General features: G+C 69.8%; 20 protein-coding genes. 17 read left to right on the top strand and 3 right to left on the bottom strand.

Annotated features, from left to right (window positions below; genetic code table 11):
* The first annotated feature begins 16 nt into the window (after window positions 1-16).
* From cobO to ABL844_RS18000, 11 genes are read left to right on the top strand one after another with little or no spacing between them, the layout of a single operon-like run.
* Window positions 17-586 (top strand): cob(I)yrinic acid a,c-diamide adenosyltransferase, encoded by a 570-nt coding sequence (cobO, locus tag ABL844_RS18050; RefSeq protein WP_019652373.1) that lies wholly within the window; start codon window positions 17-19, stop codon window positions 584-586.
* A 5-nt stretch (window positions 587-591) separates the two neighbouring features.
* Complete coding sequence (gene bluB / locus ABL844_RS18045; protein ID WP_418128386.1) at window positions 592-1,278, top strand: 5,6-dimethylbenzimidazole synthase; 687 nt, start codon at window positions 592-594, stop codon at window positions 1,276-1,278.
* A complete protein-coding gene (locus ABL844_RS18040; RefSeq protein ID WP_418128385.1) occupies window positions 1,278-1,751 on the top strand; it encodes a MotA/TolQ/ExbB proton channel family protein in 474 nt (157 codons plus the stop codon). The genes bluB and ABL844_RS18040 overlap by 1 nt, the downstream gene beginning before the upstream one ends.
* On the top strand, window positions 1,748-2,104 hold the full coding sequence (locus ABL844_RS18035) for a DUF2149 domain-containing protein (RefSeq protein WP_418128384.1): 357 nt from the start codon (window positions 1,748-1,750) through the stop codon (window positions 2,102-2,104). Before ABL844_RS18040 ends, ABL844_RS18035 begins: the two co-directional genes overlap by 4 nt.
* A 44-nt stretch (window positions 2,105-2,148) precedes the next feature.
* The gene (gene cobN, locus ABL844_RS18030; RefSeq protein ID WP_418128383.1) at window positions 2,149-6,111 is read left to right on the top strand and encodes a cobaltochelatase subunit CobN; all 3,963 of its coding nucleotides are present in this window, start codon (window positions 2,149-2,151) and stop codon (window positions 6,109-6,111) included.
* Window positions 6,112-6,132: 21 nt separating this feature from the next.
* Window positions 6,133-7,101 carry an adenosylcobinamide-phosphate synthase CbiB gene (gene cbiB / locus ABL844_RS18025; protein ID WP_418128382.1) on the top strand — a complete coding sequence of 323 codons (969 nt, stop codon included), beginning with the start codon at window positions 6,133-6,135 and terminating at the stop codon, window positions 7,099-7,101.
* Window positions 7,098-8,114, top strand: coding sequence for an aminotransferase class I/II-fold pyridoxal phosphate-dependent enzyme (locus tag ABL844_RS18020; RefSeq protein ID WP_418128381.1), 1,017 nt, complete (start codon window positions 7,098-7,100; stop codon window positions 8,112-8,114). The genes cbiB and ABL844_RS18020 overlap by 4 nt, the downstream gene beginning before the upstream one ends.
* Window positions 8,115-8,154: 40 nt before the next feature.
* Window positions 8,155-8,508, top strand: coding sequence for a CidA/LrgA family protein (locus tag ABL844_RS18015; protein WP_418128380.1), 354 nt, complete (start codon window positions 8,155-8,157; stop codon window positions 8,506-8,508).
* Window positions 8,505-9,233, top strand: a complete 729-nt coding sequence (locus ABL844_RS18010) for an LrgB family protein (protein WP_184637503.1) — start codon at window positions 8,505-8,507, stop codon at window positions 9,231-9,233. The genes ABL844_RS18015 and ABL844_RS18010 overlap by 4 nt, the downstream gene beginning before the upstream one ends.
* A 6-nt stretch (window positions 9,234-9,239) precedes the next feature.
* A complete protein-coding gene (locus ABL844_RS18005; protein WP_418128379.1) occupies window positions 9,240-9,824 on the top strand; it encodes a GNAT family N-acetyltransferase in 585 nt (194 codons plus the stop codon).
* Window positions 9,825-9,877: 53 nt separating this feature from the next.
* Entirely contained in the window at window positions 9,878-10,342 is a 465-nt protein-coding gene (locus tag ABL844_RS18000) for an OsmC family protein (protein WP_126023967.1), read from the top strand.
* Window positions 10,343-10,357: 15 nt separating this feature from the next.
* On the opposite strand, the gene ABL844_RS17995 is transcribed toward ABL844_RS18000, so the two are convergent.
* Entirely contained in the window at window positions 10,358-11,095 is a 738-nt protein-coding gene (locus tag ABL844_RS17995; RefSeq protein ID WP_418128378.1) for a flagellar brake protein, read from the bottom strand.
* A 199-nt stretch (window positions 11,096-11,294) separates the two neighbouring features.
* Entirely contained in the window at window positions 11,295-12,209 is a 915-nt protein-coding gene (locus ABL844_RS17990; protein ID WP_126023969.1) for a LysR family transcriptional regulator, read from the bottom strand.
* Between the two features lie 204 nt (window positions 12,210-12,413).
* Here ABL844_RS17990 and ABL844_RS17985 point away from each other — a divergent pair, with 204 nt between their 5' ends.
* The 4 genes from ABL844_RS17985 (at window position 12,414) to ABL844_RS17970 (ending at window position 19,680) form a co-directional block, all read left to right on the top strand.
* Window positions 12,414-13,298 carry an alpha/beta hydrolase gene (locus ABL844_RS17985; protein WP_184637512.1) on the top strand — a complete coding sequence of 295 codons (885 nt, stop codon included), beginning with the start codon at window positions 12,414-12,416 and terminating at the stop codon, window positions 13,296-13,298.
* A 148-nt stretch (window positions 13,299-13,446) separates the two neighbouring features.
* The gene (locus tag ABL844_RS17980; RefSeq protein ID WP_184637514.1) at window positions 13,447-14,697 is read left to right on the top strand and encodes an efflux RND transporter periplasmic adaptor subunit; all 1,251 of its coding nucleotides are present in this window, start codon (window positions 13,447-13,449) and stop codon (window positions 14,695-14,697) included.
* Window positions 14,698-14,863: 166 nt separating this feature from the next.
* Window positions 14,864-18,142, top strand: a complete 3,279-nt coding sequence (locus ABL844_RS17975; RefSeq protein WP_418128376.1) for an efflux RND transporter permease subunit — start codon at window positions 14,864-14,866, stop codon at window positions 18,140-18,142.
* Between the two features lie 32 nt (window positions 18,143-18,174).
* Entirely contained in the window at window positions 18,175-19,680 is a 1,506-nt protein-coding gene (locus tag ABL844_RS17970) for an efflux transporter outer membrane subunit (protein WP_418128375.1), read from the top strand.
* Window positions 19,681-19,741: 61 nt separating this feature from the next.
* Here the strand turns inward: ABL844_RS17970 and ABL844_RS17965 are convergent, their stop codons facing one another.
* Window positions 19,742-20,164 (bottom strand): hypothetical protein, encoded by a 423-nt coding sequence (locus ABL844_RS17965; RefSeq protein WP_260319256.1) that lies wholly within the window; start codon window positions 20,162-20,164, stop codon window positions 19,742-19,744.
* On the opposite strand from ABL844_RS17965, the gene ABL844_RS17960 reads away from it, so the two are divergent.
* Together ABL844_RS17960 and cobT are read left to right on the top strand one after the other, a co-directional pair.
* Window positions 20,124-21,584 (top strand): cobyric acid synthase, encoded by a 1,461-nt coding sequence (locus ABL844_RS17960; protein ID WP_418128374.1) that lies wholly within the window; start codon window positions 20,124-20,126, stop codon window positions 21,582-21,584. The genes ABL844_RS17965 and ABL844_RS17960 overlap by 41 nt on opposite strands.
* On the top strand, window positions 21,581-22,621 hold the full coding sequence (gene cobT / locus ABL844_RS17955; RefSeq protein WP_369662092.1) for a nicotinate-nucleotide--dimethylbenzimidazole phosphoribosyltransferase: 1,041 nt from the start codon (window positions 21,581-21,583) through the stop codon (window positions 22,619-22,621). The genes ABL844_RS17960 and cobT overlap by 4 nt, the downstream gene beginning before the upstream one ends.
* The last annotated feature ends 12 nt before the right edge of the window (window positions 22,622-22,633 follow it).

The following is a 22,633-nucleotide window of genomic DNA, read 5'->3' as shown; positions in this document are numbered from 1 at the left end:
CGGAAACAACCTCACCATGCAGATCGAAACTCCCCCCAGCGAAAAGCCCTACGAGAAGCCGGAGGGCGAACGCCGCGGCATCGTCATCGTCAACACCGGCGACGGCAAGGGCAAGAGCACGGCCGCCTTCGGCCTCGCGCTGCGCGCCCACGGTCGCGGCAAGGCCGTGAAGATCTACCAGTTCATGAAGGTGCCGACCGCACGCTTCGGCGAGCACCGCATGTTCGAGCAGATCGGCATCCCCATCGAAGGGCTGGGCGACGGCTTCAGCTGGAAGAGCCAGGATCTCGAACGCTCGGGCCAGCTCGCGCGCGACGGCTGGGAGAAGGCCAAGGCGGCGATCCTGTCGGGCGAGTTCTTCCTGGTGGTGCTCGACGAGATCACCTATCCGCTGATCTACGGCTGGCTGCCGCTCGAAGGCGTGCTCGAAACCCTGCGCGCACGGCCGAAACATGTGCATGTGGCGCTCACCGGCCGGCGCTGCCCGCCGGAGATCATCGAACTGGCCGACACGGTGACCGAGATGACGCTCGTCAAGCACGCCTTCAAGGCCGGCATCCCCGCGCAGCGCGGCATCGAGGACTGAGGCTGATGGCTCAGCAGGCGTTCGCGGCCGACGAGGCGAGGGCGGTGTACCGCGCCATCCACGAGCGGCGTGACATGCGTCACTTCGCGGGCAGTGAGGTCGCGCCCGAAGTGCTGCGGCGGCTGCTGGGCGCCGCGCATCACGCGCCCAGCGTCGGCTTCATGCAGCCCTGGCGCTTCATCCGCATCCGCGGCGAGGCGCTGCGGCAGCAGTTGCACCACGTCGTCGAACAGGAGCGCGTGCTGACGGCCCGAGCCCTCGGCGAGCGCGAGGACGAGTTCATGCGCCTGAAGGTGCAGGGCCTGCTCGATGCGGCCGAGCTGCTGGCGGTGACGCTGGCCGACGGGCGCGAGAAGCATGTGTTCGGCCGCCGCACGCTGCCGCAGATGGACCTGGCCTCGGCCTCCTGCGCCATCCAGAACCTCTGGCTCGCGGCGCGCGCCGAGGGGCTGGGCATGGGCTGGGTGTCGCTCTTCGATCCTGCCGAGGTGGCCGCGCTGCTGGGCCTGCCTGAGGGCGCCGAGCCCATCGCCCTGCTGTGCCTGGGCCCCGTGAATGCCTTCTACGAAGAGCCGATGCTGCAGCGCGAACGCTGGGCGCGGCGCGAGCCGCTGGCCTCGCTGGTGTTCGACGAGGGCTGGGGCCGGCCTTCGGACCTCTTCGACCAACCAACCGCCGTGGAGCGCACCTGATGCTGGCCTTCGACTCCGTTCTCTTCGAGCTCGCGCGCTTGTTTCTCTGGCCGGTGACGCTGGGCGTGCTGCTGTCCTTCGTCTATGCCGTGTATTGCCTGGGCGCATTCGGCATCGAGTATCTGCAGCGCCGCCGCGATCCGTCGCGCGCGCTGGTACTGCAAGGCCACGCGCAGGCCAGCCAGGAGCAGATGGAGCTGGTGGTGCTCAAGCAGCTCGAAGGCGTGCGGCTGTGCAGCCGCGTGGCGCCGATGCTGGGGCTGATCGCCACCATGATCCCCATGGGCCCCGCGCTGGTGGCCGTGGCCTCGGGCGAATCGCAGGGCGTGGCGCAGAGCCTGGCGCCGGCCTTCGCGAGCGTGATCGTGGCGCTGGCCTCGGCCTCCATCACCTTCGTGGTCTACACCGTGCGCCGCCGCTGGCTGATGCGCGAGCTGGTGACGGTGCTCGACGCGCGGGACCGCCTCTCATGAGCCGTCGCCAGTTCTCGATATTGAGCAGCCTGGACAGCGACGACGACGATCCGGTGCTCTCGACCATCAACCTGATCGACGTGTTCATGGTGGTGATCGGCATGCTGATGATCGCGGTCATCAACAACCCGATGAACCCCTTCGCGCAGGACAAGGTGACGATCATCCGCAACGAGGGCCAGCCGAACATGGAGATCGTGACGCGCGAGGGCCGCAAGATTACGCGCTTCAAGGCCAGCGGTGCGACGGGGCAGGGCGATGGCGAAAGGGCCGGCACCGCCTGGCGGCTGAAGGACGGGACGATGGTCTACGTGCCGGCAGATGCAGAGCTGGCCGGGCCGGGCGGGAAGTGACGCGGCTTCTTCTTTCTGTCTGGCTCTTTCTTGTCGGGCTGGGATTGCTCCAGCCGGCGCACGCGCAGCAGCAGGGGCCTGCCCGCATCGTGGTGCTGACCACCTCACTGGTATCGCCGGCGCGCGTGGTGCGGCTTCAGGCTGCGGCGCGCGAGGCCGGGCTGCCCTTGCAGGTGCTGTCGGCTTCGCAGGACTCGCCCGAGGCGCTGGCCGCCGCGATCGACGGCGCCGGCCTGCTCGTGATCGACGCGCCGCACATCAGCGTGGCGCAGGCGGCCGCCGCGCGCTTCGGCGATGCGATATCGCGCAGCGCGGTGCCTTATGTGCTGGTCGGCGAGTTCACGCTGGTGGCCAAGGGCCAGACGACGGCCGCCGCACCGCTCGCGGCCGAGCGCGGCGTCGATGCCGCCTGGGCGCAGCGGCTGCGCGAGTTCTGGCGCTTTGCGGGCGCGGCCAACCTAGGCGCGTCGATGAAGGCGCTGCGCCAGCCTGGCAGGCTGGACGGGCTGCCCGATTCCGTACCGCTTCCGCTCGCAGGCATCTACCACCCGGGCTGGCCGCGCGTCGAAACGGACATCGCCGCCATCGAGCGGCTGCCGGGCAAGGGCACCGTCGCCATTGCCATCAACAGCGCCACGGTGACGGGCGACGACACCGGCTGGCTCGATGCGCTCATCGCATCGCTGGAGGCCCGCGGCCTGCGCGCCTATGCCTTCTACGGCCCGCGTCAGCAGAAGGACTTGTTCTTCCGCATGACGCACGACGGCGAGCGGCGCGTGGCAGACGCCATCGTCAATGCCTCGCTGGTCTTCAGCCCCAACGAGCGCAAGGCCGAGCTGGAGCGCATCGGCGTGCCGGTGCTGCAGACGCTGCCCTCGCTGGCGATGGATGCCACGCAATGGGAACGGAGCAGGGACGGCCTGGCGCAGACCGACATCGCCGCCTACTACAGCCCGAGCGAGCTGGCCGGCATGACCGACCCGATGCTCGTCAGCGCCCGCGACGCGGCCAGCGGCACGCTGCAGCCGCTGCCCGCGCAGATCGAGGCCGTGGCCGCGAAGGCGGCAGCGCTGCTGCGGCTGCAGCGCACGCCGCCGGCCGAGCGGCGCGTGGCGATGCTGGTCTACAACTACCCGCCGGGCGAGGCCAACTTCGGCGCCTCGTTCCTGAACGTGCCGCGCAGCGTCAACAACATGCTGGCGGCGATGAAGTCGGCCGGCTACGTTGCCGAGCTGCCCGGCACCGACGCGCTCATCGCGCAGGTGCAGGCGACGATGCGGGCCTACTACCCGACGGGCCAGGGCGACGAGCTGCAGCCGCTGCTCGACAAGGATCTGGCTGACACGCTGACGCTTTCGGACTACCTCGCATGGTTCCGCGCGCTACCGCAGGAAACGCAGAGCCGCATCGAAAGCTATTGGGGAGCGCCCGAGAAGTCGACCATGCTGCGCGCCGTGGCGGGCGGCCCGGCCTTCGTGATCCCGCGCGTGCGCTTCGGCAACGTCGTCGTGCTGCGCCAGCCGCCGCGCTTCGAGCCCGGCACGCAGGTGGCGGGCAAGGCCGAGCAGGTCTACCACCGCTCGGCCGTTCCGCTGAGCCACGGCTACCTCGCCACCTACCTCTGGCTGCGCACCCGCTTCGGCGCCAGCGCCGTGGTGCACGTGGGCACGCACGGCACGGTCGAGTGGTCGGCGGGCAAGGAGCGCGGGCTGTCGGTGCAGGACGATCCGCTGCTCGCGCTGGGCGACCTGCCCAACGTCTACCTGTACATCATGGACAACCTCGGCGAAGCCACCACCGCCAAGCGGCGCGGCCGCGCGACCATGGTGAGCCACTCGACGCCCATGTTCGCGCCGGCGGGCTTCCGCCCCGGCGTGCAGGAAATGCACGAGCGCATGCACGAGTGGGAGACGCTCTCGCCCGGCCCTGTGAAGACGGCGCTGGAAAAGCGGCTCACAGCGGAGTTCGCCGAACAGCGCTACGACCGCGACCTGGGCTGGACGCCCGCGCGCATCCGCACCGACTTCGCGGGCTTCGTCGCGGTGCTGCATCCGTACCTCGACGAGCTCGCCCAGACCGCCCAGCCGCTGGGCCTCGCGACCTTCGGGCAGGCGCCCGACGCGCAGCGCAGGCGCATGACCATTCTGCAGATCCTCGGCAAGCCGCTGGTCGAAGCGCTTGGTGAGGACATCGACGAAGCCTTCCTGATCGACGCGAAGAACGTCGCCGGCTCACGCCCCGCGCGCTGGGTGGAACAGGCGCTCGCCGACGCGCAGGCCGCGAGCGCCATGGGCAAGACGGCGGCCGACCGGCAGAAGCTGCTGGAGCTGGCCGCGCGCGCCCGCAAGCTCGATGACGTGCTCGCGCACAACGAGGAAATCGAAGGGCTGTTGACGGCGCTCGACGGCCGCTACCTCAAGTCCAGCTACGGCGGCGACCCGGTGCGCAACCCCGACAGCCTGCCGACCGGACGCAACCTCTACGGCTTCGACCCGAGCCGCGTGCCCACCCGCACGGCCTGGGAAACGGGTGTCGCCGCGATGGACGCATGGATCGCGCAGCACGCGAAGACGAATGCCGGCAGGCCGCCCGAGAAGATCGCCTTCACCCTCTGGGCCGGCGAGGCCTCGCGCCACCAGGGCGTGCTGGAGAGCCAGGCCTTCTACGCCATGGGCGTGAAGCCGCGCTGGGACGAGGGCGGGCGCATGGCGGGCATCGAGATCATTCCCGCGTCGCAGCTGAAGCGGCCGCGCATCGATGTGCTGGTCAGCGTCACGGGCTCCTACCGCGACCAGTTTCCGGCCGTGATGCGCTGGCTCGACGAGGCGGTGCAGCAGGTGGCGGCGCTGCGCGAGCCCGGTAACGCCGTCGCCCTGCACAGCGAGGCGATGGCGCGAAAGCTGAGCGCTGAGGGGGCGACGGCGAGCGAGGCGCAACGCTGGTCCACCGCCCGCGTGTTCTCCAACGAGCAGGGCAGCTACGGCGCCGGGCTGGAGGAAGCCGCGCTCGCGAGCGACGTGTGGAAGAACCAGCAGCGCGGCGGCGGCGACGCGCAGATGGCGCAGCTCTACATGGACCGCATGGGCCACGCCTACGGCAAGGGCCTGGACGGCGCCGCGCGGCCGGGCGTCTACGCGGGCAACCTCGTGCAGGTCGATGCGGCGCTGATGGCGCGCAGCTCCAACCTCTACGGCGTGCTCACCAACGACGACCCGTTCCAGTACCTGGGCGGCATCGCGCAGGCGGTGCGGCATCTCACGGGCAAGGACCCGGTGCTGTACGTGCAGAACCTGCGCGACGGCACCGAGGTGCGCACCGACACCGCGGCAGGCGCCATCGCGCGCGAGATGCAGACGCGCTACCTGCATCCGCAGTGGATCGAGGCCCAGAAGGCCGAGGGCTACAGCGGCACGCTGCAGGTGCTGAAGACCGCGCAGTTCCTCTGGGGCTGGCAGGTGACCGCGCCGCAGGCGGTGCGGCAGGACCAGTGGCAGTCGCTGCACGACGTGTATGTGCGCGACAGGTACAGGCTGGGCACTCGCGAATGGCTGGAAGGCGACAACCGCGCGGCCTTCGCGCAGACGCTGGAGCGCATGCTCGACGCGGTACGGCTGAACTACTGGAAGCCCGATGCCGCCACGCGGCGCGAGCTGGCGAAGGCCTATGCGGAGGCTGTGCGGGCTACGGGGCTGCGCGAGCGCAATGCGGGCGTGCAGCGCTTCGTGCAGGCGGAGCTTTCGCCGGCTCCGACTTCGCCCAGGCCGGGGCCGGCCGTCACGCCCGTGGTCGTGCAGGCGCCCGCGCCGGCCGCAGCCCCTGAACCTGCGCCCGCGCCGGACGGCCCGCAGCCCGTCACCGGCCTGAAGCTGGAGCCGACACCAGCGGATGCACCGCCGCCCAAGGCAGGCGAAGCCACTGTCCTGCGGCTCTGGATGGCACTGGGCGCCGCGCTGCTCCTCGCGTTCGGCGCGACGATGCAGTGGCGCCGGGGCAGGGCGCGCGCCTGATTCGCGAGAATGGCGGCTCCCATGCCCTTGCCGAGTTCCGAATACGCCATTGCCTTCGCCGCCGCGCTGTGGATCGCGCTGGCCATCGACAGCTGGCTGGGCGAGCCGCCCGCGCCGCTGCATCCGGTCGTGTGGATGGGGCGCTATCTGGGCATGGGGGCGCGCATCGCGCCGCGCGCGCATCAGGCGAAGGCGGTCGATCTGCCGATGTTTTTCTGCGGCGCGCTGGTGTGGTGCGTGGGGGCGATGTGCGTCTGGGGCATCGCGATGGCCCTGCAGACGCTGGCGGTGCTGCATCTGCCCGCATGGGCGGTGGCGCTGGTGCTGGGCCTGCTGCTCAAGCCGCTCTTCGCCTGGCGCATGCTGCGCGACGAGGTGCTCGCGGTCGAGGCGGCGCTGGGCGTTTCGCTCGATGCCGGGCGCGCTCAGCTGGCGCGCCTTGTGAGCCGTGACGTCGAGCATCTCAGCGAGCGCGAGGTGCGCGAGAGCGCCATCGAATCGCTCGCAGAGAACCTCAACGATTCGCTGGTGGCGCCCGTCTTCTGGTTCGTGCTGCTGGGCCTGCCGGGCGCGGCGCTCTACCGTTTCGCCAACACCGCCGATGCGATGTGGGGTTATCGAGGCGAGCGCAACGGCCGCGCCTGGACCTGGTTCGGCAAATGGGCCGCGCGCGCCGATGACGTGCTCTCGTGGATTCCTGCTCGCATCACCGTGGCGCTGCTCGCGCTGGCCGCATGGCGCTGGCCCGGCGGCCTCGGGTTCGAGGCGCGCCGCACGCCGTCGCCCAACAGCGGCTGGCCGATGGCCGCGATGGCCCTGCTGCTCGGCGTGCGGCTGGCCAAGCCGGGCGTGTATGCGCTGAATGCCGAAGGCGCCGCCCCGACGCCGGCGGATACCGGCCGTGCCGCGCAGCTCGGCCAGCGCGGTGTGCTGCTGCTGGCGAGCGGCGTCCTGTTGCTGGCCGCCGCGCTACTGTTCTTCGTGCCATGACCGACGCCGACTCCCTGTTCACCCACGGCGGCCCGGACGCGCTCGGCGCGCCCGCGCATGACTTCTCCACCAACGCCAACGCATGCGGCCCGAGCCCCGGGGCGATGGAGCTGGTGAGTGCGGCCGACCTGTCCCGCTATCCCGATCCGGCCTACACGGCGCTGCGCGAGCAACTCGCAGCCATGCACGGCGTGGACGCGCGGCGCATCGTGCTCGCGGCCGGGGCCAGCGAATTCATCCGGCGCATCACGACCTGGGTGGCGCTCGAAAACCGGAACGGGCATGGCGAGGCAGCGCTGCCGGCCATGTCATACGGCGACTATGCCGCGAGCGCTCGGGCGCTCGGGTTGCAGGTGGTGCGCGCACCGCATGCGGCGCGGCGGCCCTGGCTGGCCTGGTGCTGCGATCCCTCCGCGCCGCTGGGCCAGGCGCAGCAGGGCATCGGCGAAACCGTCGATGCCCTGCCTGAAGGCGTGCCATGCGTGCTCGACCGCGCCTACGAGCCTCTGCGGCTGGAAGGCCGTCTCGCACTGAACCAGCGGCAGCTGGACCGCGTCTGGCAGATGTGGTCGCCCAACAAGGCGCTCGGCATGACGGGCGTGCGCGCGGCCTATGCGATTGCACCGGCTGATGCGCAGGACGCGGTGCGCACGCTGTTGCGCCTTGCAGCCTCGTGGCCGGTGGGCGCGGATGGCGTGGCGATGCTTTCGGCCTGGACACAGCCCGGTGTGCAGCAGTGGCTGAGCGACAGCCTCGTCACCCTGCGTGCGTGGAAGGCGTCGCAGACGGCCTTGTGCAGCGAGATGGGCTGGCAAGTCTGGCCGAGCGACGCCAACTTCCATGTCGCCAAGCCCAGCGCCGACGATTTCGCAGGTCTGCTGAAGCGGCTGCGCGCGGCGGGCATCAAGCTGCGCGACTGCACTTCCTTCGGCCTGCCGGGCCACGTGCGCATGGGCGTGCTGCCGCCAGCCAGCCAGCACGCGCTGAAAGAAGCCTGGACAGGCGCGGCCTGAACGCATACATACCCACCCTGACCGAAGACCAGAAGAAAAAATGCTCTACGCCATCACCACGCTTTTCCTCTGCCAGCTTGCCGGCGAACTGCTCGTGCAGTGGCTGGGGCTGCCCATTCCCGGACCGCTGATCGGCATGGTCTTCCTGTTTGTCGGCCTGCTGGTGCGCGGCAGCGTTCCGCAGGTGCTGAACGAAACATCGGGCCATCTGCTGCGCAACCTGATGCTGCTGTTCATTCCGGCCGTCACCGGCGTGATGCTGCATTTCGAGCGGGTGGGGCGCGAGTGGCTGCCGTTTCTCGCCGCCGGCATCGCGGGCGCGGCCTTCACCATGACGGTCACCGCGCTCACCTTCCGCTGGATGATCCGCATCACCGGCAAGGACGCCCAATGACCGCGCCCGCCAGGCTCTTCGAGATCTGGGTGTTCCTGGCCCAGTCGCCGCTGCTGTGGCTGTCGCTCACGCTGCTGGCGTACCTGGGGGCGCTGTGGCTGCACACACGCAGCGGGCGCAACCCGATGGTCAACCCGGTGCTGATCTCGGTGATCGTGATCGTCACCGTGCTGCTGCTCACGCGCACGCCCTACGACACGTATTTCGAGGGCGCGAAGTTCGTGCACTTCCTGATCGGCCCCGCCACAGTCGCGCTGGCCGTGCCGCTGTATGGGCAGATCGACCGGCTGCGGCGGCTGTGGCTGCCCATCGGCGTGGCGCTGGTCGTCGGTTCGGTCGCGGCCATCGTGTCGGCCGTGGGCATCGCCTGGGTGCTGGGCGGCTCGCACGAGCTGATGATGTCGCTCGCGCCCAAGTCGGCCACGATGCCCATCGCGATGGGCGTGGCCGAGAAGATAGGCGGGCTGCCTTCGCTGGCGGCGGTGGCCGCGGCCGTGGCGGGCATCTCGGGCGCGATCATGGCCACCGGCCTGCTGAACCTGCTGCGCATCAGGGAGCCGGCGGTGCGCGGCTTCGCGGTCGGCATGGCGGCGCACGGCATCGGCACGGCGCGCGCCATCCAGGTGAACGAGACGGCGGGCGCGTTCTCGGCGCTGGCGATGGGGCTCAACGGCATCGCGACCGCGCTGCTGGTGCCGCTGATCGTGAAGCTGATGGGGGCCTAGAACAGCATGGCGAAGCCCGCTGCGCAACCGCGTCAGATGGAGCTGGTCTGGCCTTCCAAGGCCTATCTGCCAAGCTACGTCTCCGCGCTCAACCGCGGCTGGGCGCGCGACGAGACGCGGCCCGAATCGGGCGCCGAGGACCGCGCCGCCATCAAGGCGAACGTCGACCGCTTCCTTGCGAGCCTGGTCGACCGCGAGGCGAAGGGCGGCCGCATCGTCATGCCCGACGGCTCCAAGGTCCGGCGCCTGCCAAGCTACAAGTGCTGGATGTGGGACGGCGAGTTCTGCGGCAGCATCGACCTGCGCTGGCAGCCCGGCACCGACGCCTTGCCGCTCTACTGCCTGGGCCACATCGGCTACAACGTCGTGCCCTGGAAGCAGCGCAAGGGCTACGCCACGCGCGCGCTCGGCGCGATGCTCAAGCTCGCGGCCGGAGAGGGCCTCAAGCGCGTGGAGATCACCACCAGCCCCGACAACTTCGCTTCGCAGAAGGTGATCGTGGCGAACGGCGGCGAGCTGGTCGAGACCTTCATCACCCTGCCGAGCCAGGGGAGCCTGACGAAGCTGCGCTACCGCATCGCGCTTGTCTGAATCGCGGCTGGCGCAGAATCGCACTCCCGCAAACCGAGCCGGAGAAGAACTTCATGGCCCAGTACACAGCGGAAGTCCTCTGGCTGCGTGGCGAGCAGGACTTCCTCGCGAACACCTACAGCAGGCGGCACTCGCTGCGCTTCGATGGCGGTGCCGAAGTGGCCGCGTCTTCCTCGCCGCACGTGGTGCCGCTGCCGATGTCGGATGCATCGGCGGTCGATCCGGAGGAGATGTTCGTGGCCTCGCTGTCGAACTGCCACATGCTGTGGTTCCTCACGATGGCGGTGAAGCGCAGGTTCGTGGTCGACCGGTATTTCGATGCGGCCGTCGGCGTGATGGAGAAGAACGCCGAGGGCAAGATGGCGATGACGGTGGTCACGCTGCGCCCCGAGGTGATCTTCTCGGGCGAGAACCTGCCCACGCGCGAGCAGATCGGGCAGATGCATCACCGGGCGCACGAGGAATGCTTCATCGCTAACTCGGTGAAGACCGAGGTGCGCTGCGAGCCGGTGTTCTGACCCGGCCGCGCGGGGTCAGCCGACGAGCGAACGGCTCTTCATCTCGAGCCGGGTGACGAGGCGCTGCAGCGCGCTTTCGGCGCCGGGCGGCAGCGCCAGGAAGCGAAAGCCCAGCTGGTAGCGCGGCGTACCGTTGGGCTGCATGCCTGGGCGCAGCGACACCAGTTCCAGGTCGAGCGTGAGGCGCCCGAGCGTGCCCAGCGACAGTTCGCAGTCCCTGAGGAAAGTGCCTACCGGCAAGGCGGCCACGCGCTCGTCGCGGGTGCGAAGGCCTACGCCGCCCAGCGAGAGGTCCTGCACCTCGAAGGAGAAGGCCTCGCGGTTGGGCAGGTTGCCGGAGCAGGTGTACGAATCGGCGATGGGCGCGTCCACGCGGAAGTACTCGCGCCGCTGCAGGTAGACGAGCATCTCGGGAAAGTCGGCCTCGAACGCCGGCATGCCTTCGTAGCGGGTCTCACGCGGCGAGGCGATGGAGAACTCGATGCGCACGCCGTCCTGCTGGGCCTCGAAGTGGCAGCGCGGCGCCGCCAGCAGGCCCTGGTTCTGCTCGGGCGAGGCGCCCCAGTCGAAGATGAAGACGCGGGCGCGGGTGTCCACGTCGAGCAGCTGCGTCACCAGATGGCCGCCCGCGTATTGCACGGTGAGGTTGTCGCGGCGGCCGGCGAGGTTGCGCAGGTGGACGCCGATCTCCGCCGGCGTGCGGCGGCCGAATCCGCTGGTGTGCTCGGCTGCATTCGACTGTTCTGTATCCATGAGCTTGTGTGTCTGTTTTCCGGCGCGCGCATGGGCGGGCTGGCTCCCGGGGCCGGATGCCGGGTGGAGGGGGGCGGGACGGGTTTCCGGCAGGCAGCCGAAGTGATTAACGGCATTTGCCGGCCGGAATTTAGGGCTGCGCGGCGATCTGCAGGCAGATCGCCGCCCGATCGGCCCCCTGCAGCGGCAATTCCCGCGGTCAGCGGCGCTGCAGCCTCGGGTTCTTGGCGAACAACTCGGCGGCCCAGTCCACGAAGGCGCGCACCTTCGCGCTCAGGTGGCGGTTGGGCGGATAGACCACATGGATGGGCAGCGGGTCGCGCTGCCAGTCGGGCAGGATCTGCACCAGCTCGCCGCTTTCCAGCAGCGGCTCGGCCATGAAGGTGATGCACTGCGAAATGCCGAAGCCGCCGAGCACCGCCGTGATGTGCGCGTTGCTCTCGTTCACGGCCACGCGGTAGGGGCCGTTCAGCTCGATCACCTCGTCGCCCTTCTTGAACTCGTGCGGATACACGCGCCGCGTGGTGCCCGAGAAGTAGCTGACCACGTGATGGCGCTTCTCGATGTCGTTCGGATGCTGCGGGATGCCGTAGCGCTTTACATAGGCCGGCGACGCCACGGTGACGAAATCCAGCGTGCCGATGCGCCGGGCCACCAGCGACTGGTCGCTGAGTTCGCCCGCGCGGATCACGCAGTCGACGTTGTCGCTGATGAGGTCGACGGTGCGGTCGCTCACGCCCAGGTCGACCTGGATGTCGGGGTAGCGGTCGCAGAAGGTGGCCAGCGCGGGCAGGATGATCAGCCTCGCCACCGATGTGCCGACGTCGATGCGCAGCCGCCCCGTGGGGTTGGCCTGCGCATTCGTCATGCTGGCTTCCATGTCGTCGAAGTCGTTGAGCAGGCGCGCGGCCCGCTCGAAGTAGGCCGCGCCGTCGGGCGTGACGGTGACGCGGCGCGTGGTGCGGTTGAGCAGCTTCACGCGCAGGCGCGATTCGAGCGCCTGAATCTGCTTGGTGACCGTGCCCTTGGGGAGGGCCAGCGAGTCCGCTGCCCGGGTGAAGGTGCCGGCTTCCACGACGCGGACGAAGATCCGCATGGCCTGGATTTGATCCATCGAATGCCTGTTCTGGGTACCCGGCCCACACCGGGGGAGGCGGATTCTCACACAAGGAGACAATTCCCTCCGGTGGCACCGCCTGTTGCCTTGAGCTGTGCTGATTGTTGTCCGTTTGGAAACAGAGTGGGGTCGGCCGACCCTGTTTATGGACAGATCGGCCGACTTATATTTCAACCATCGCCCAAATCCCCGAGGTCGCCCATGTCACCCGTTCCATCGTCCCGTTCTGCCGAAGCCGCCGCCCGCGCTGCGGCACAAGGCGTGGAAGCCGATCTGTCGATCGAGCTGCCCGGCCGCGAACCGGTCGGTGCCCGTGTGTATGGCCAGCGCGCCAAGGGCGATGTGGCGCCGCTGGTGCTGCATTTCCACGGCGGCACCTTCGTCTGCGGCGGCCTGGACAACGGCCGCAACGTGGCGCGGCTGCTGGCCGGGGCGGGCGCGGTGGTGGTTTCGCTGGCCTACCCGCTGGCGCCCCAGTCTCCGTTCCCGGAGCCCATCGAAGTGGGCTATGCGGCCCTCGAATGGCTCTACAAGCAGCGCACCAAGCTCGGCGGCAAGGGCTCCCAGGTCTATCTGGCCGGCGAGGAAGCCGGCGGCAACCTGGCGGCGGCCGTGGCGCTGATCGCCCGCGACCGGGCCCATCCGCCGATCGCGGGCCAGATCCTGCTGTCGCCCATGCTCGACCCCTGCGCCGGCACCGCCTCGCTGCGCAACGCCACCAACGACGCGGCCGAATGCCGCTGGGCCAGTGGCTGGGAGAAGTACCTGAGCTGCCCCTCGAACGCCATGCACCCCTACGCAGTGCCCAGCGGTTCGCTGCGGCTGTCGGCACTGGCGCCCGCGCTGGTGCTGGTGGGTGCCGACGACGCCATGCACGACGAGGCAATGACCTTCGCCAACCGCCTGCGCGCGGCCGGCATCGAGGTCACGAGCAGCGTGCTGCCCAGCGCGGCCAACTGGCCCAAGGCGCTGTACGACACCGAGAACACGGGCTGCGTAGCCTGTGAAGCGGCGGTGCAGCAGCACTTCCGTGAGTTCTTCAGCGCGACGACGCCGCCGCCCGCGACGGCCAACCACCCCAGCTAGTTCCCGCCGGTCACCGGCTGCCTGATCGACACGCTGCCAGCGCGGCCGCGTGCCGGGGCCCCTTTTTCCCTGAAATCCCGCCTCCTGGTGCCAAAAGCGCCGGGGTGGCTTGTTGCATCCCAAAAGTCATCGAGAAGGACTGAACATCATGTCGAACAACGAGAAAAAGCTGTCTTCCGCCGCCCGCAAGGGCCTCTGGCCTGCCGTGACCGGCCTCACCGCGCTGCTGGCCGTGGCCGCGGCGGTGGTGGGCATGTACAGCTTCAAGGCCGAAGCCAACAACGCACCGGCGGCGCCGCAGGCCACGCCGGTGTCGGTCGCCACGGTGGCGGCGAGCGAGATCAACGCCTGGGACGAGTTCTCGGGCCGCCTCGAAGCCGTGCAGCGTGTCGACGTGCGCTCCCGCGTGGCGGGCGCCGTGCAGGCGGTGCACTTCCGCGAAGGCGCGCTGGTGAAGCAGGGCGACCTGCTGGTCACCATCGACCCCGCGCCGTATGCGGCCGAGGTCGAGCGTGCCGAGGCGCAGGTGGCTTCCGCGCAGGCCCGCCAATCGTTCAGCCGCAGCGAGCAGGAGCGCGCCAAGCGCCTGTGGGACGACAAGGCCATCGCCCAGCGCGAGTACGACGAGCGTGTGAACGCCGGCCGCGAAGCCGAAGCCAACCTGCGCGCGGCGCAAGCTTCGCTGCAGTCGGCGCGCCTGAACCTGGGCTACACCCAGGTGCGTGCGCCGGTGTCGGGCCGCATCGGCCGCATCGAGGTGACGGTGGGCAACCTGGTGGCGGCCGGTCCGGGCGCTCCGGTGCTGACCACGCTGGTGTCGGTGAGCCCGATCTACGCGAGCTTCGATGCCGACGAACAGGTCATCACCCGCGCGCTGAAGGAGCTGCCCAGCGGCTCCAGCGCCCGCGGCCAGATCGAGAGCATTCCGGTGCAGATGGGTACCGCCGGCATGGACGGCACGCCCTTCACCGGCAAGCTGCAGCTGATCGACAACCAGGTCGATGCCCGCAGCGGCACGGTGCGCGTTCGTGCCTCGTTCGACAACAAGGACGGCGCCCTGATTCCCGGCCAGTTCGCCCGCATCCGCATGGGTCAGGCCCGCAACGACACCGCGCTGCTGGTGAGCGAACGCGCCATCGGCACCGACCAGAACAAGAAGTTCGTGATGGTCGTGGGTGACGACAGCAAGGCCGTCTACCGCGAAGTGACGCTCGGTGCCTCCATCAACGGCCTGCGTGTCGTGAGCAAGGGCCTGAAGGCGGGCGACCGCGTGATCGTCAACGGCCTGCAGCACATCCGCCCGGGTGCGGTGGTGGCGCCGCAGCAGGTGACGATGGACGCGAAGGCCGATACGAAGCAACAACAACCGGAACGCGTGGCAGAGGCCGCCAAATCTTGAACCACCCCCAGGCTTGCTCACTTCGTGTAGCCGCCAACCCCCTCACGGGGGCAACACCAGCGGCCCGGCAAAGCCGGTTCCGCGGTGTTCCTGAAATGGGAGCCACTTGGATGCTGCGTGCTTGCACGCGGCGTGGACCGCGCACGACGCGGTGGAGTAAACGAACATGAATCTCTCAAAATTCTTCATCGACCGGCCGATCTTTGCCGGCGTGCTGTCGCTGTTGATGCTGATAGCGGGCCTGATCGCGTTGCGCGGTCTGCCGATCTCGGAGTACCCGGAAGTCGCGCCGCCCTCGGTGGTGGTGCGTGCCCAGTACCCCGGGGCCAACCCGAAGGTGATCGCCGAAACGGTGGCCACCCCGCTGGAAGAGCAGATCAACGGCGTCGAAGGCATGCTCTACATGGGCAGCCAGGCGACCACCGACGGCGTGCTGACGCTCACCGTCACCTTCCGCCTCGGCACCGATCCCGACAAGGCGCAGCAGCTGGTGCAGAACCGCGTCTCGCAAGCCGAGCCGCGCCTGCCCGAGGAAGTGCGCCGTCTCGGCATCACGACCGTCAAGAGCGCGCCCGACCTGACGATGGTGGTCCACCTCGTCTCGCCGAACAACCGCTACGACATCAACTACCTGCGCAACTACGCGGTGCTGAACGTGAAAGACCCGCTGGCGCGCATCGAAGGCGTGGGCCAGGTCCAGATCTTCGGCGGCGGCGACTACTCCATGCGCGTGTGGCTCGACCCGCAGAAGGTCGCGCAGCGCGGCCTCTCGGCTTCCGACGTGGTGGCCGCCATCCGCGGCCAGAACGTGCAGGCCGCGGCCGGCGTGGTGGGCGCTTCGCCGGGCCTGTCGGGCGTGGACATGCAGCTGTCGATCAATGCGCAGGGCCGCCTGCAGAGCGAGGAAGAGTTCGGCGACATCATCGTCAAGAGCGGCGCCGATGGCGCCGTGACCCGCCTTCGCGACATCGGCCGCCTGGAGATGGGCGCCGCCGACTACTCGCTGCGCTCGCTGCTGAACAACGACCCGGCCGTCGGCATGGGCGTGTTCCAGGCGCCGGGCTCCAACGCGCTCGACATCTCGGCCAACGTGCGCAAGACGATGGCGGAGCTCAACAAGAACATGCCCGAGGGCCTGGAATACCGCATCGCCTACGACCCGACGCAGTTCGTGCGCGCGTCCATCGAGTCGGTGATCCACACGCTGCTCGAAGCCATCATGCTGGTGGTGCTGGTCGTGATCCTGTTCCTGCAGACCTGGCGCGCTTCCATCATCCCGCTGCTGGCCGTGCCGGTGTCGGTGATCGGTACCTTCGCGGTGCTGCACATCCTCGGTTTCTCGATTAACGCGCTGAGCCTGTTCGGGCTGGTGCTGGCCATCGGCATCGTGGTGGACGACGCCATCGTCGTGGTGGAGAACGTCGAGCGGAACATCGAAGCCGGCCTGACGCCGCGTGAGGCCACGTACCGCGCCATGCGCGAAGTGTCGGGCCCGATCATCGCGATCGCGCTGGTGCTGGTGGCCGTGTTCGTGCCGCTGGCCTTCATCAGCGGCCTCACGGGCCAGTTCTATCGCCAGTTCGCGGTGACCATCGCGATCTCTACGGTGATCTCGGCCATCAACTCGCTGACGCTGTCGCCCGCGCTGGCCGCCTTGCTGCTGCGCGGCCACGACGAGCCCAAGGACGCGCTGACGCGCGGCATGGACCGCGTCTTCGGCTGGCTGTTCCGCGGCTTCAACCGCTTCTTCCATCGCGGCTCCGAGGCCTACAGCGGCGGCGTCAAGCGCGTGATTTCGCGCAAGGCGCTGATGCTGGGGATCTACGTCGCGCTCATCGCGGTGACCTTCGGCCTGTTCAAGGCGGTGCCCGGCGGCTTCGTGCCGGCGCAGGACAAGCAATACCTGATCGGTTTTGCGCAACTGCCCGACGGCGCCACGCTGGACCGCACCGACGAGGTGATCCAGCGCATGGGTGAGATCATGAAGAAGAACCCGAACGTGGAGGACGCCATCGCCTTCCCGGGCCTGTCGATCAACGGCTTCACCAACAGCTCCAACTCGGGCATCGTGTTCGCCACGCTCAAGCCCTTCGACCAGCGCAAGCGCCCCGACCAGAGCGGCGGCGCGGTGGCGGGCCAGCTCAACGGCGCGTTCTCGAGCATCCAGGACGCCTTCATCGTGATGTTCCCGCCGCCGCCGGTGGCGGGCCTGGGCACCACGGGCGGCTTCAAGCTGCAGCTGGAAGACCGCGGCTCGGTGGGCTACGACCAGATGGACGCGGCGGTGAAGGCCTTCATGGCCAAGGCACAGCAGGCGCCCGAGCTGGCCGGCATGTTCACCAGCTGGCAGGTCAACGTGCCGCAGCTGTATGCCGACATCGACCGCACCAAGGCCCGCCAGCTCGGCGTGCCGGTGACGGATATCTTCGACACCATGCAGATCTACCTCGGCAGCCTGTACGCCAACGACTTCAACAAGTTCGGCCGCACGTACTCCGTGCGCGTCCAGGCCGATGCGCCTTACCGCGCCCGTGCCGAGGACGTGGGCCTGTTGAAGGTGCGCTCGACCTCGGGCGAGATGGTGCCGCTGTCGGCGCTGATGAAGGTGAATTCGACCTTCGGGCCTGAGCGCGCCATGCGCTACAACGGCTACCTCGCCGCCGACATCAACGGCGGCCCGGCGCCGGGCTATTCCTCGGGCCAGGCGCAGGACGCGATCGTGAAGATCGCCGCCGAGACGCTGCCCAAGGGCGTGAGCTTCGAGTGGACCGAGCTGACCTACCAGGAGATCCTGGCCGGCAACTCCGCCTTCCTGGTGTTCCCTCTGGCGATCCTGCTGGTTTTCCTGGTGCTGGCCGCGCAGTACGAGAGCCTGACGCTGCCGATCGCGATCATCCTGATCGTGCCGATGGGCATCCTGGCCGCGATGACCGGCGTGTGGATATCGGGGGGTGACAACAACGTCTTCACGCAGATCGGGCTGATAGTGCTGGTGGGGCTGAGTGCGAAGAACGCGATCCTGATCGTGGAGTTCGCACGGGAGCTCGAATTCGCAGGCCGCACGCCCGTGCAGGCGGCCATCGAAGCCAGCCGGCTGCGCCTGCGCCCGATTCTCATGACCTCGCTGGCCTTCGTGATGGGCGTGCTGCCCCTCGTGCTGTCGACCGGCGCGGGCTCGGAGATGCGCAAGGCCATGGGCGTGGCGGTGTTCGCCGGGATGATCGGCGTGACGGCCTTCGGCCTGTTCCTCACGCCGGTGTTCTACGTGCTGCTGCGCCGCCTCGCGGGCAACCGGCCGCTGAAGCTGCATGGCGAAGTGCCGCATGGCGATGACTTCGTGTCGGCCGGCCATCCGGCGACCCCGGCCTCGCACGGCGGCGCCGGCGGTGGCGGGCTGCACCCGGTGCCTGCCTCTCCGCGTCCCTCGCACGGCGCGCACGACTGACCGATCGGGAAGAAGAAAGCAGAAAGCTGATCATGAAATTCTCAGTACAACCCTTGGTGAAGCCCCTGCGGACTGCCTTGCTGCCGCTGATGGCCGCCCTGGTGCTGGCCGGCTGTGCCACCGTGCCCTCGGGCCTGCCCGAGATCCAGACCACCGCCCAGTTCAAGGAGCAGGGCAAGGAGCAGCAGCAACAAGGCGCCACGCCGCCCGCCGGCTTCACGCGCGCAGTGCCCGCCGAGGCACAGCCGCGCGGCGCATGGTGGCTGGCGTTCAACGACCCGGTGCTCAATTCGCTGGTCGAGAAGGCCGACGTGAACAACGGCAACATCCAGGCCGCTGCCGCGCGGCTGGCCGAGGCCCGCGCGCTGGCGCGCAGCGCCAACGCCGACCGCCTGCCGCAGATCGGCCTGAGCGCCGGCGCCAACCGCGGCGCGGGCCTTGACAAGGCCACCGCCAGCACGCGCCCGGCCACGATGACCAACATCGGCGCCACCTTCTCGTACGAGGTCGACCTGTTCGGCCGGCTCTCGGGCGCGAGCAAGGCCGCGAACCTGGACGCGGCCGGCCGCGAGGCGCTGCTGCAGAGCACGCGCCTGGCGGTGCAGGCCGAGGTGGCGCAGACCTATCTGCAGCTTCGCGCACTCGATGCGGAGCGCGCGCTGGTGCGCGAGCAGGTCGAGGCCTACCGCGACACGCTGCGCCTGTCGCAGCGCCGCGAGCAGGCCGGCGACATCGCCGAGCTCGACGTGGCGCGGGTGCAGACCGAGGTGTCGTCCACCGAGTCGGACGCGCTCGCGCTCGACCGCCAGCGCGCACAGGTCGAGCATGCGCTGGCGGTGCTGGTGGGCGATTCGGCCTCCAGCTTCGGCCTGAGCGGCGCCGACTGGTCGACCACGCTGCCGAGCATTCCGCCGGGCGTGCCGGCCACGGTGCTCACGCGCCGTCCCGACGTGTCGGCCGCGCAGAGCGCCGTGCTCGCGGCGCAGGCCCGCGTCGGCGTGGCGCAGGCCGCGTGGTTCCCCGACATCTCGCTGACCGGCGCCGCCGGCTACGCCTCGCCCGAGATCGGCGACCTCTTCAAGTGGTCGGCCCGCTCGTGGGGCGTGGGTGCGCTGCTGTCGCTGCCGATCTTCGACGGCGGCCGCCGCGAGGCCGGCGTGCAGGGCGCCAACGCCCAGCTCGACGGCGCGCTCGCGAGCTACCGCACGCAGGTGCTGGTGGCCTTCCAGGAAGTCGAAGACCAGCTGGCCGCCATCCGCACGCTGCAGGAGCAGTCGGTGGTGCAGGCGCAGGCCGTCACCTCGGCGACCCGTGCGACGAGCCTGTCGGACACGCGCTACCGCAACGGCTACATCAGCCAGCTCGACCTGCTCGACGCCCGCCGCAGCGAGCTGCGCAACCGCCGCCAGGCGCTGCAGGTGAAGTCGGCCCAGTACCAGGCGGCCGTGGGGCTGATCCGCGCCATCGGCGGAGGCTGGGACGTGCCGGCGCCCGTGGCTGCGGCCGGCACCGCGCAGACGACGGTGGCCGCGCGCTGAATCGCTCGGGAAAGAAATTGACAGCCTGAACGCCGCAAGGCGGTCTTGCGCCGTCGGGGGCTCAGCCGGTTTCGCCGGCGGGGCTTTCGGCGGCGCTTATTTTTTGCAACTCCAGCACGCCCATGGCCAGGGCGTTCGAATAGCTGGCCTGCGGCCGGACGGCCCTGCGGCAGACCCGGTAGTCCAGGGTTTCGGAGGCTTCGTCGGCGTGGTGGGCCTCGAGCAGGGTCCAGAAGAACTGGCCCGGCTCGGGTTCCTCGACGGTCAGCGCCAAATCGTTCAAGGCTGGCATGGTTCCCTGGGGTGTGTTGTTGTGACAGTGTGCGACGCCGGGTGTACGCAGGAAAGCGCCGCCCGGATTCATGGGCCGCATTTGCAGCGCCGGTGTGTGAAAGATGTCGCAGTCCGGCGAGAGGGCCGCGGCGCTCAACGACAATCCGCCGATGAGTTCAAAGGCGAATAGCGGACCGGCGCGCTGCGTCATGGTCCTGGGCACCACCAGCGGCGCCGGCAAGAGCTGGCTGGCCACCGCGCTGTGCCGCTGGTATGCCCGCCGGGGCCTGAGGGTGGCGCCCTTCAAGGCGCAGAACATGAGCAACAACGCCCGCGTGGTCGATGGCGGCGAGATCGGCAGCGCCCAGTATTTCCAGGCCCTGGCCGCCAATGCGGCGCCCGAGGTGCGCATGAATCCGCTGCTGCTCAAGCCCGAGCGCGACACCCACAGCCAGGTGGTGCTGATGGGGCAGGTGAGCGAGGCGCTCTCGGCCTTGCCCTGGCGCGGGCGCAGCGAGCGCGTCTGGCCGCAGATCGCGCAGGCGCTCGACGAGCTGCGCGCCGGGAACGACGTGGTCGTGATCGAAGGCGCCGGTTCGCCGGCCGAGATCAACCTGATGGCCAGCGACATCGTCAACATGCGCATCGCCCGCCACGCCCAGGCGCGCTGCCTGCTGGCGACCGACATCGACCGCGGCGGCGCCTTCGCCCACCTCTACGGCACCTGGGCGCTGCTGCCCGAGGCCGACCGGGCGCTGCTGCGCGGCTTCGTGCTCAACAAGTTCCGGGGCGATGCCTCGCTGCTCGCGCCGGCGCCCCAGCAGTTGCAGGAGCTGACCGGCGTGCCCACGGTGGCGACGCTGCCGATGTGGTGGCAGCACGGCCTGCCCGAGGAAGACGGCGTGTTCGACGACCGCAGCCGCTCCAGCGGCACCGTCACGCGAACGGTGGCCGTGGTCGCGTACCCGCGCATCAGCAACCTCGACGAATTCCAGGCGCTCAAGAACGTGCCGGGCGTGCGGCTGGTCTGGGCCCGTGCGCCCGCCGACGTGGCCGGCGCCGACTGGATCGTGCTGCCCGGCTCCAAGAACACCAGCGGCGACCTGGCCTGGCTGCGCGCCCAGGGGCTGGACCGCGCCGTGGCCGCGCATGCCGAACGCGGCGGCGCGGTGCTGGGCATCTGCGGCGGCCTGCAGATGCTGGGCGAGGCGCTGGTCGATCCGCATGGCATCGACGGCAACGCGCCGGGGCTCGGCCTGCTGCCGCTGGTGACGGTGTTCGAGCGCGAGAAGACGGTGCGGCACCGCACGGCCGCCTTCGGCGAACTGACCGGCGCCTGGAGCCCGCTGTCGGGCGTGCCGGTCGGCGGCTACGAGATCCATCACGGCCAGACCGCCGAGCACCCGCAACTCGCGCACGACGGCAGGGCTGTGATGCCCGAGGGGCTGGCCTGGCAGAACGCGCGGGGCAACGTGCTCGGCATCTATCTTCACGGCCTGTTCGAGGACCCGGGCGCGCTGCACGCGCTCTTCGGCGCCTCGGCGCCCACGCTGGAATCCACCTTCGACGGCCTGGCCGATTTCATCGACACCCACTTCGACACCGGCGTGCTCGCCGGACTGATTGCATGACCGAATTCGTTCCCACGATCCCCGACATTTCCGACGCCGCGCTCGCCGCACGCTTGCAGGCCGCGCTCGACAACAAGACCAAGCCGCTTGGCGCGCTCGGCCGGCTGGAGGCGCTGGCGCTGCGCATCGGCAGCATCCTCGGCACCGACAAGCCCGTGCTGGAGGCGCCGCAGATGCTGGTCTGCGCCGCCGACCACGGGCTGGCGGCGCGCGGCGTCTCGGCCTACCCGAGCGAGGTGACCTGGCAGATGGTCGAGAACTTCCTGGCCGGCGGCGCCGCCGTGAGCGTGCTCGCGCGCCAGCACGGCCTGGCGCTGACGGTGGTGGACTGCGGCGTGCGCCGCGACTTCCAGGCGCGCCCGGGTCTGGTGTCTCGCCGCATCGCCCCCGGCACGGCCGACGCTTCGGTGGCGCCGGCGATGAGCGCCGAACAATGCGCGCAGGCGATCGCCAACGGCCGCGAGGTGGTGCGCGCGCTGCCCGGCAACGCGCTGCTGCTCGGCGAGATGGGCATCGGCAACAGCTCGTCGGCCGCGCTGCTGCTGTCGCGCCTGGGCGGGCTGGACATCGACGCCTGCATCGGCATCGGCACAGGCCTCGACGCGGCCGGCCTGGCGCGCAAGCGCGAGGTGCTGCGGCAGGTGCTCGCGCTGCACGCCGGCGCGACGGCACCGCTGGAAGCGCTCGCGGCACTCGGCGGCTTCGAGCTGGCGACACTGGCGGGCGCGGTACTCCAGGCGGCCAGCGAGCGGCGGGTGATCGTGGTCGACGGCTACATCGCCAGCGCCGCGGTGCTGGTGGCGCAGGCGCTGCAGCCGCACGTGGTGCAGCGCTGCGTGGCCGCGCACCGCTCGGCCGAGCCGGGGCATGCGCTGCTGCTGGAGCGGCTGGGGCTCGATCCGCTGCTGCAACTCGACCTGCGCCTGGGCGAGGGCTCGGGCGGCGCGCTGGCATGGCCGCTGCTCGAATCCGCCTGCCGCATCCTGCGCGAGATGGCGAGCTTCGAATCGGCCGGCGTGTCTCGAAAGGAAGCATGAGCGCCGCGCCGG

Source organism: Variovorax sp. 278MFTsu5.1 (genome assembly GCF_048305045.1).
Taxonomy (GTDB): domain Bacteria; phylum Pseudomonadota; class Gammaproteobacteria; order Burkholderiales; family Burkholderiaceae_C; genus Variovorax; species Variovorax guangxiensis.
This window is presented reverse-complemented; position numbering and strand designations above follow the sequence as displayed.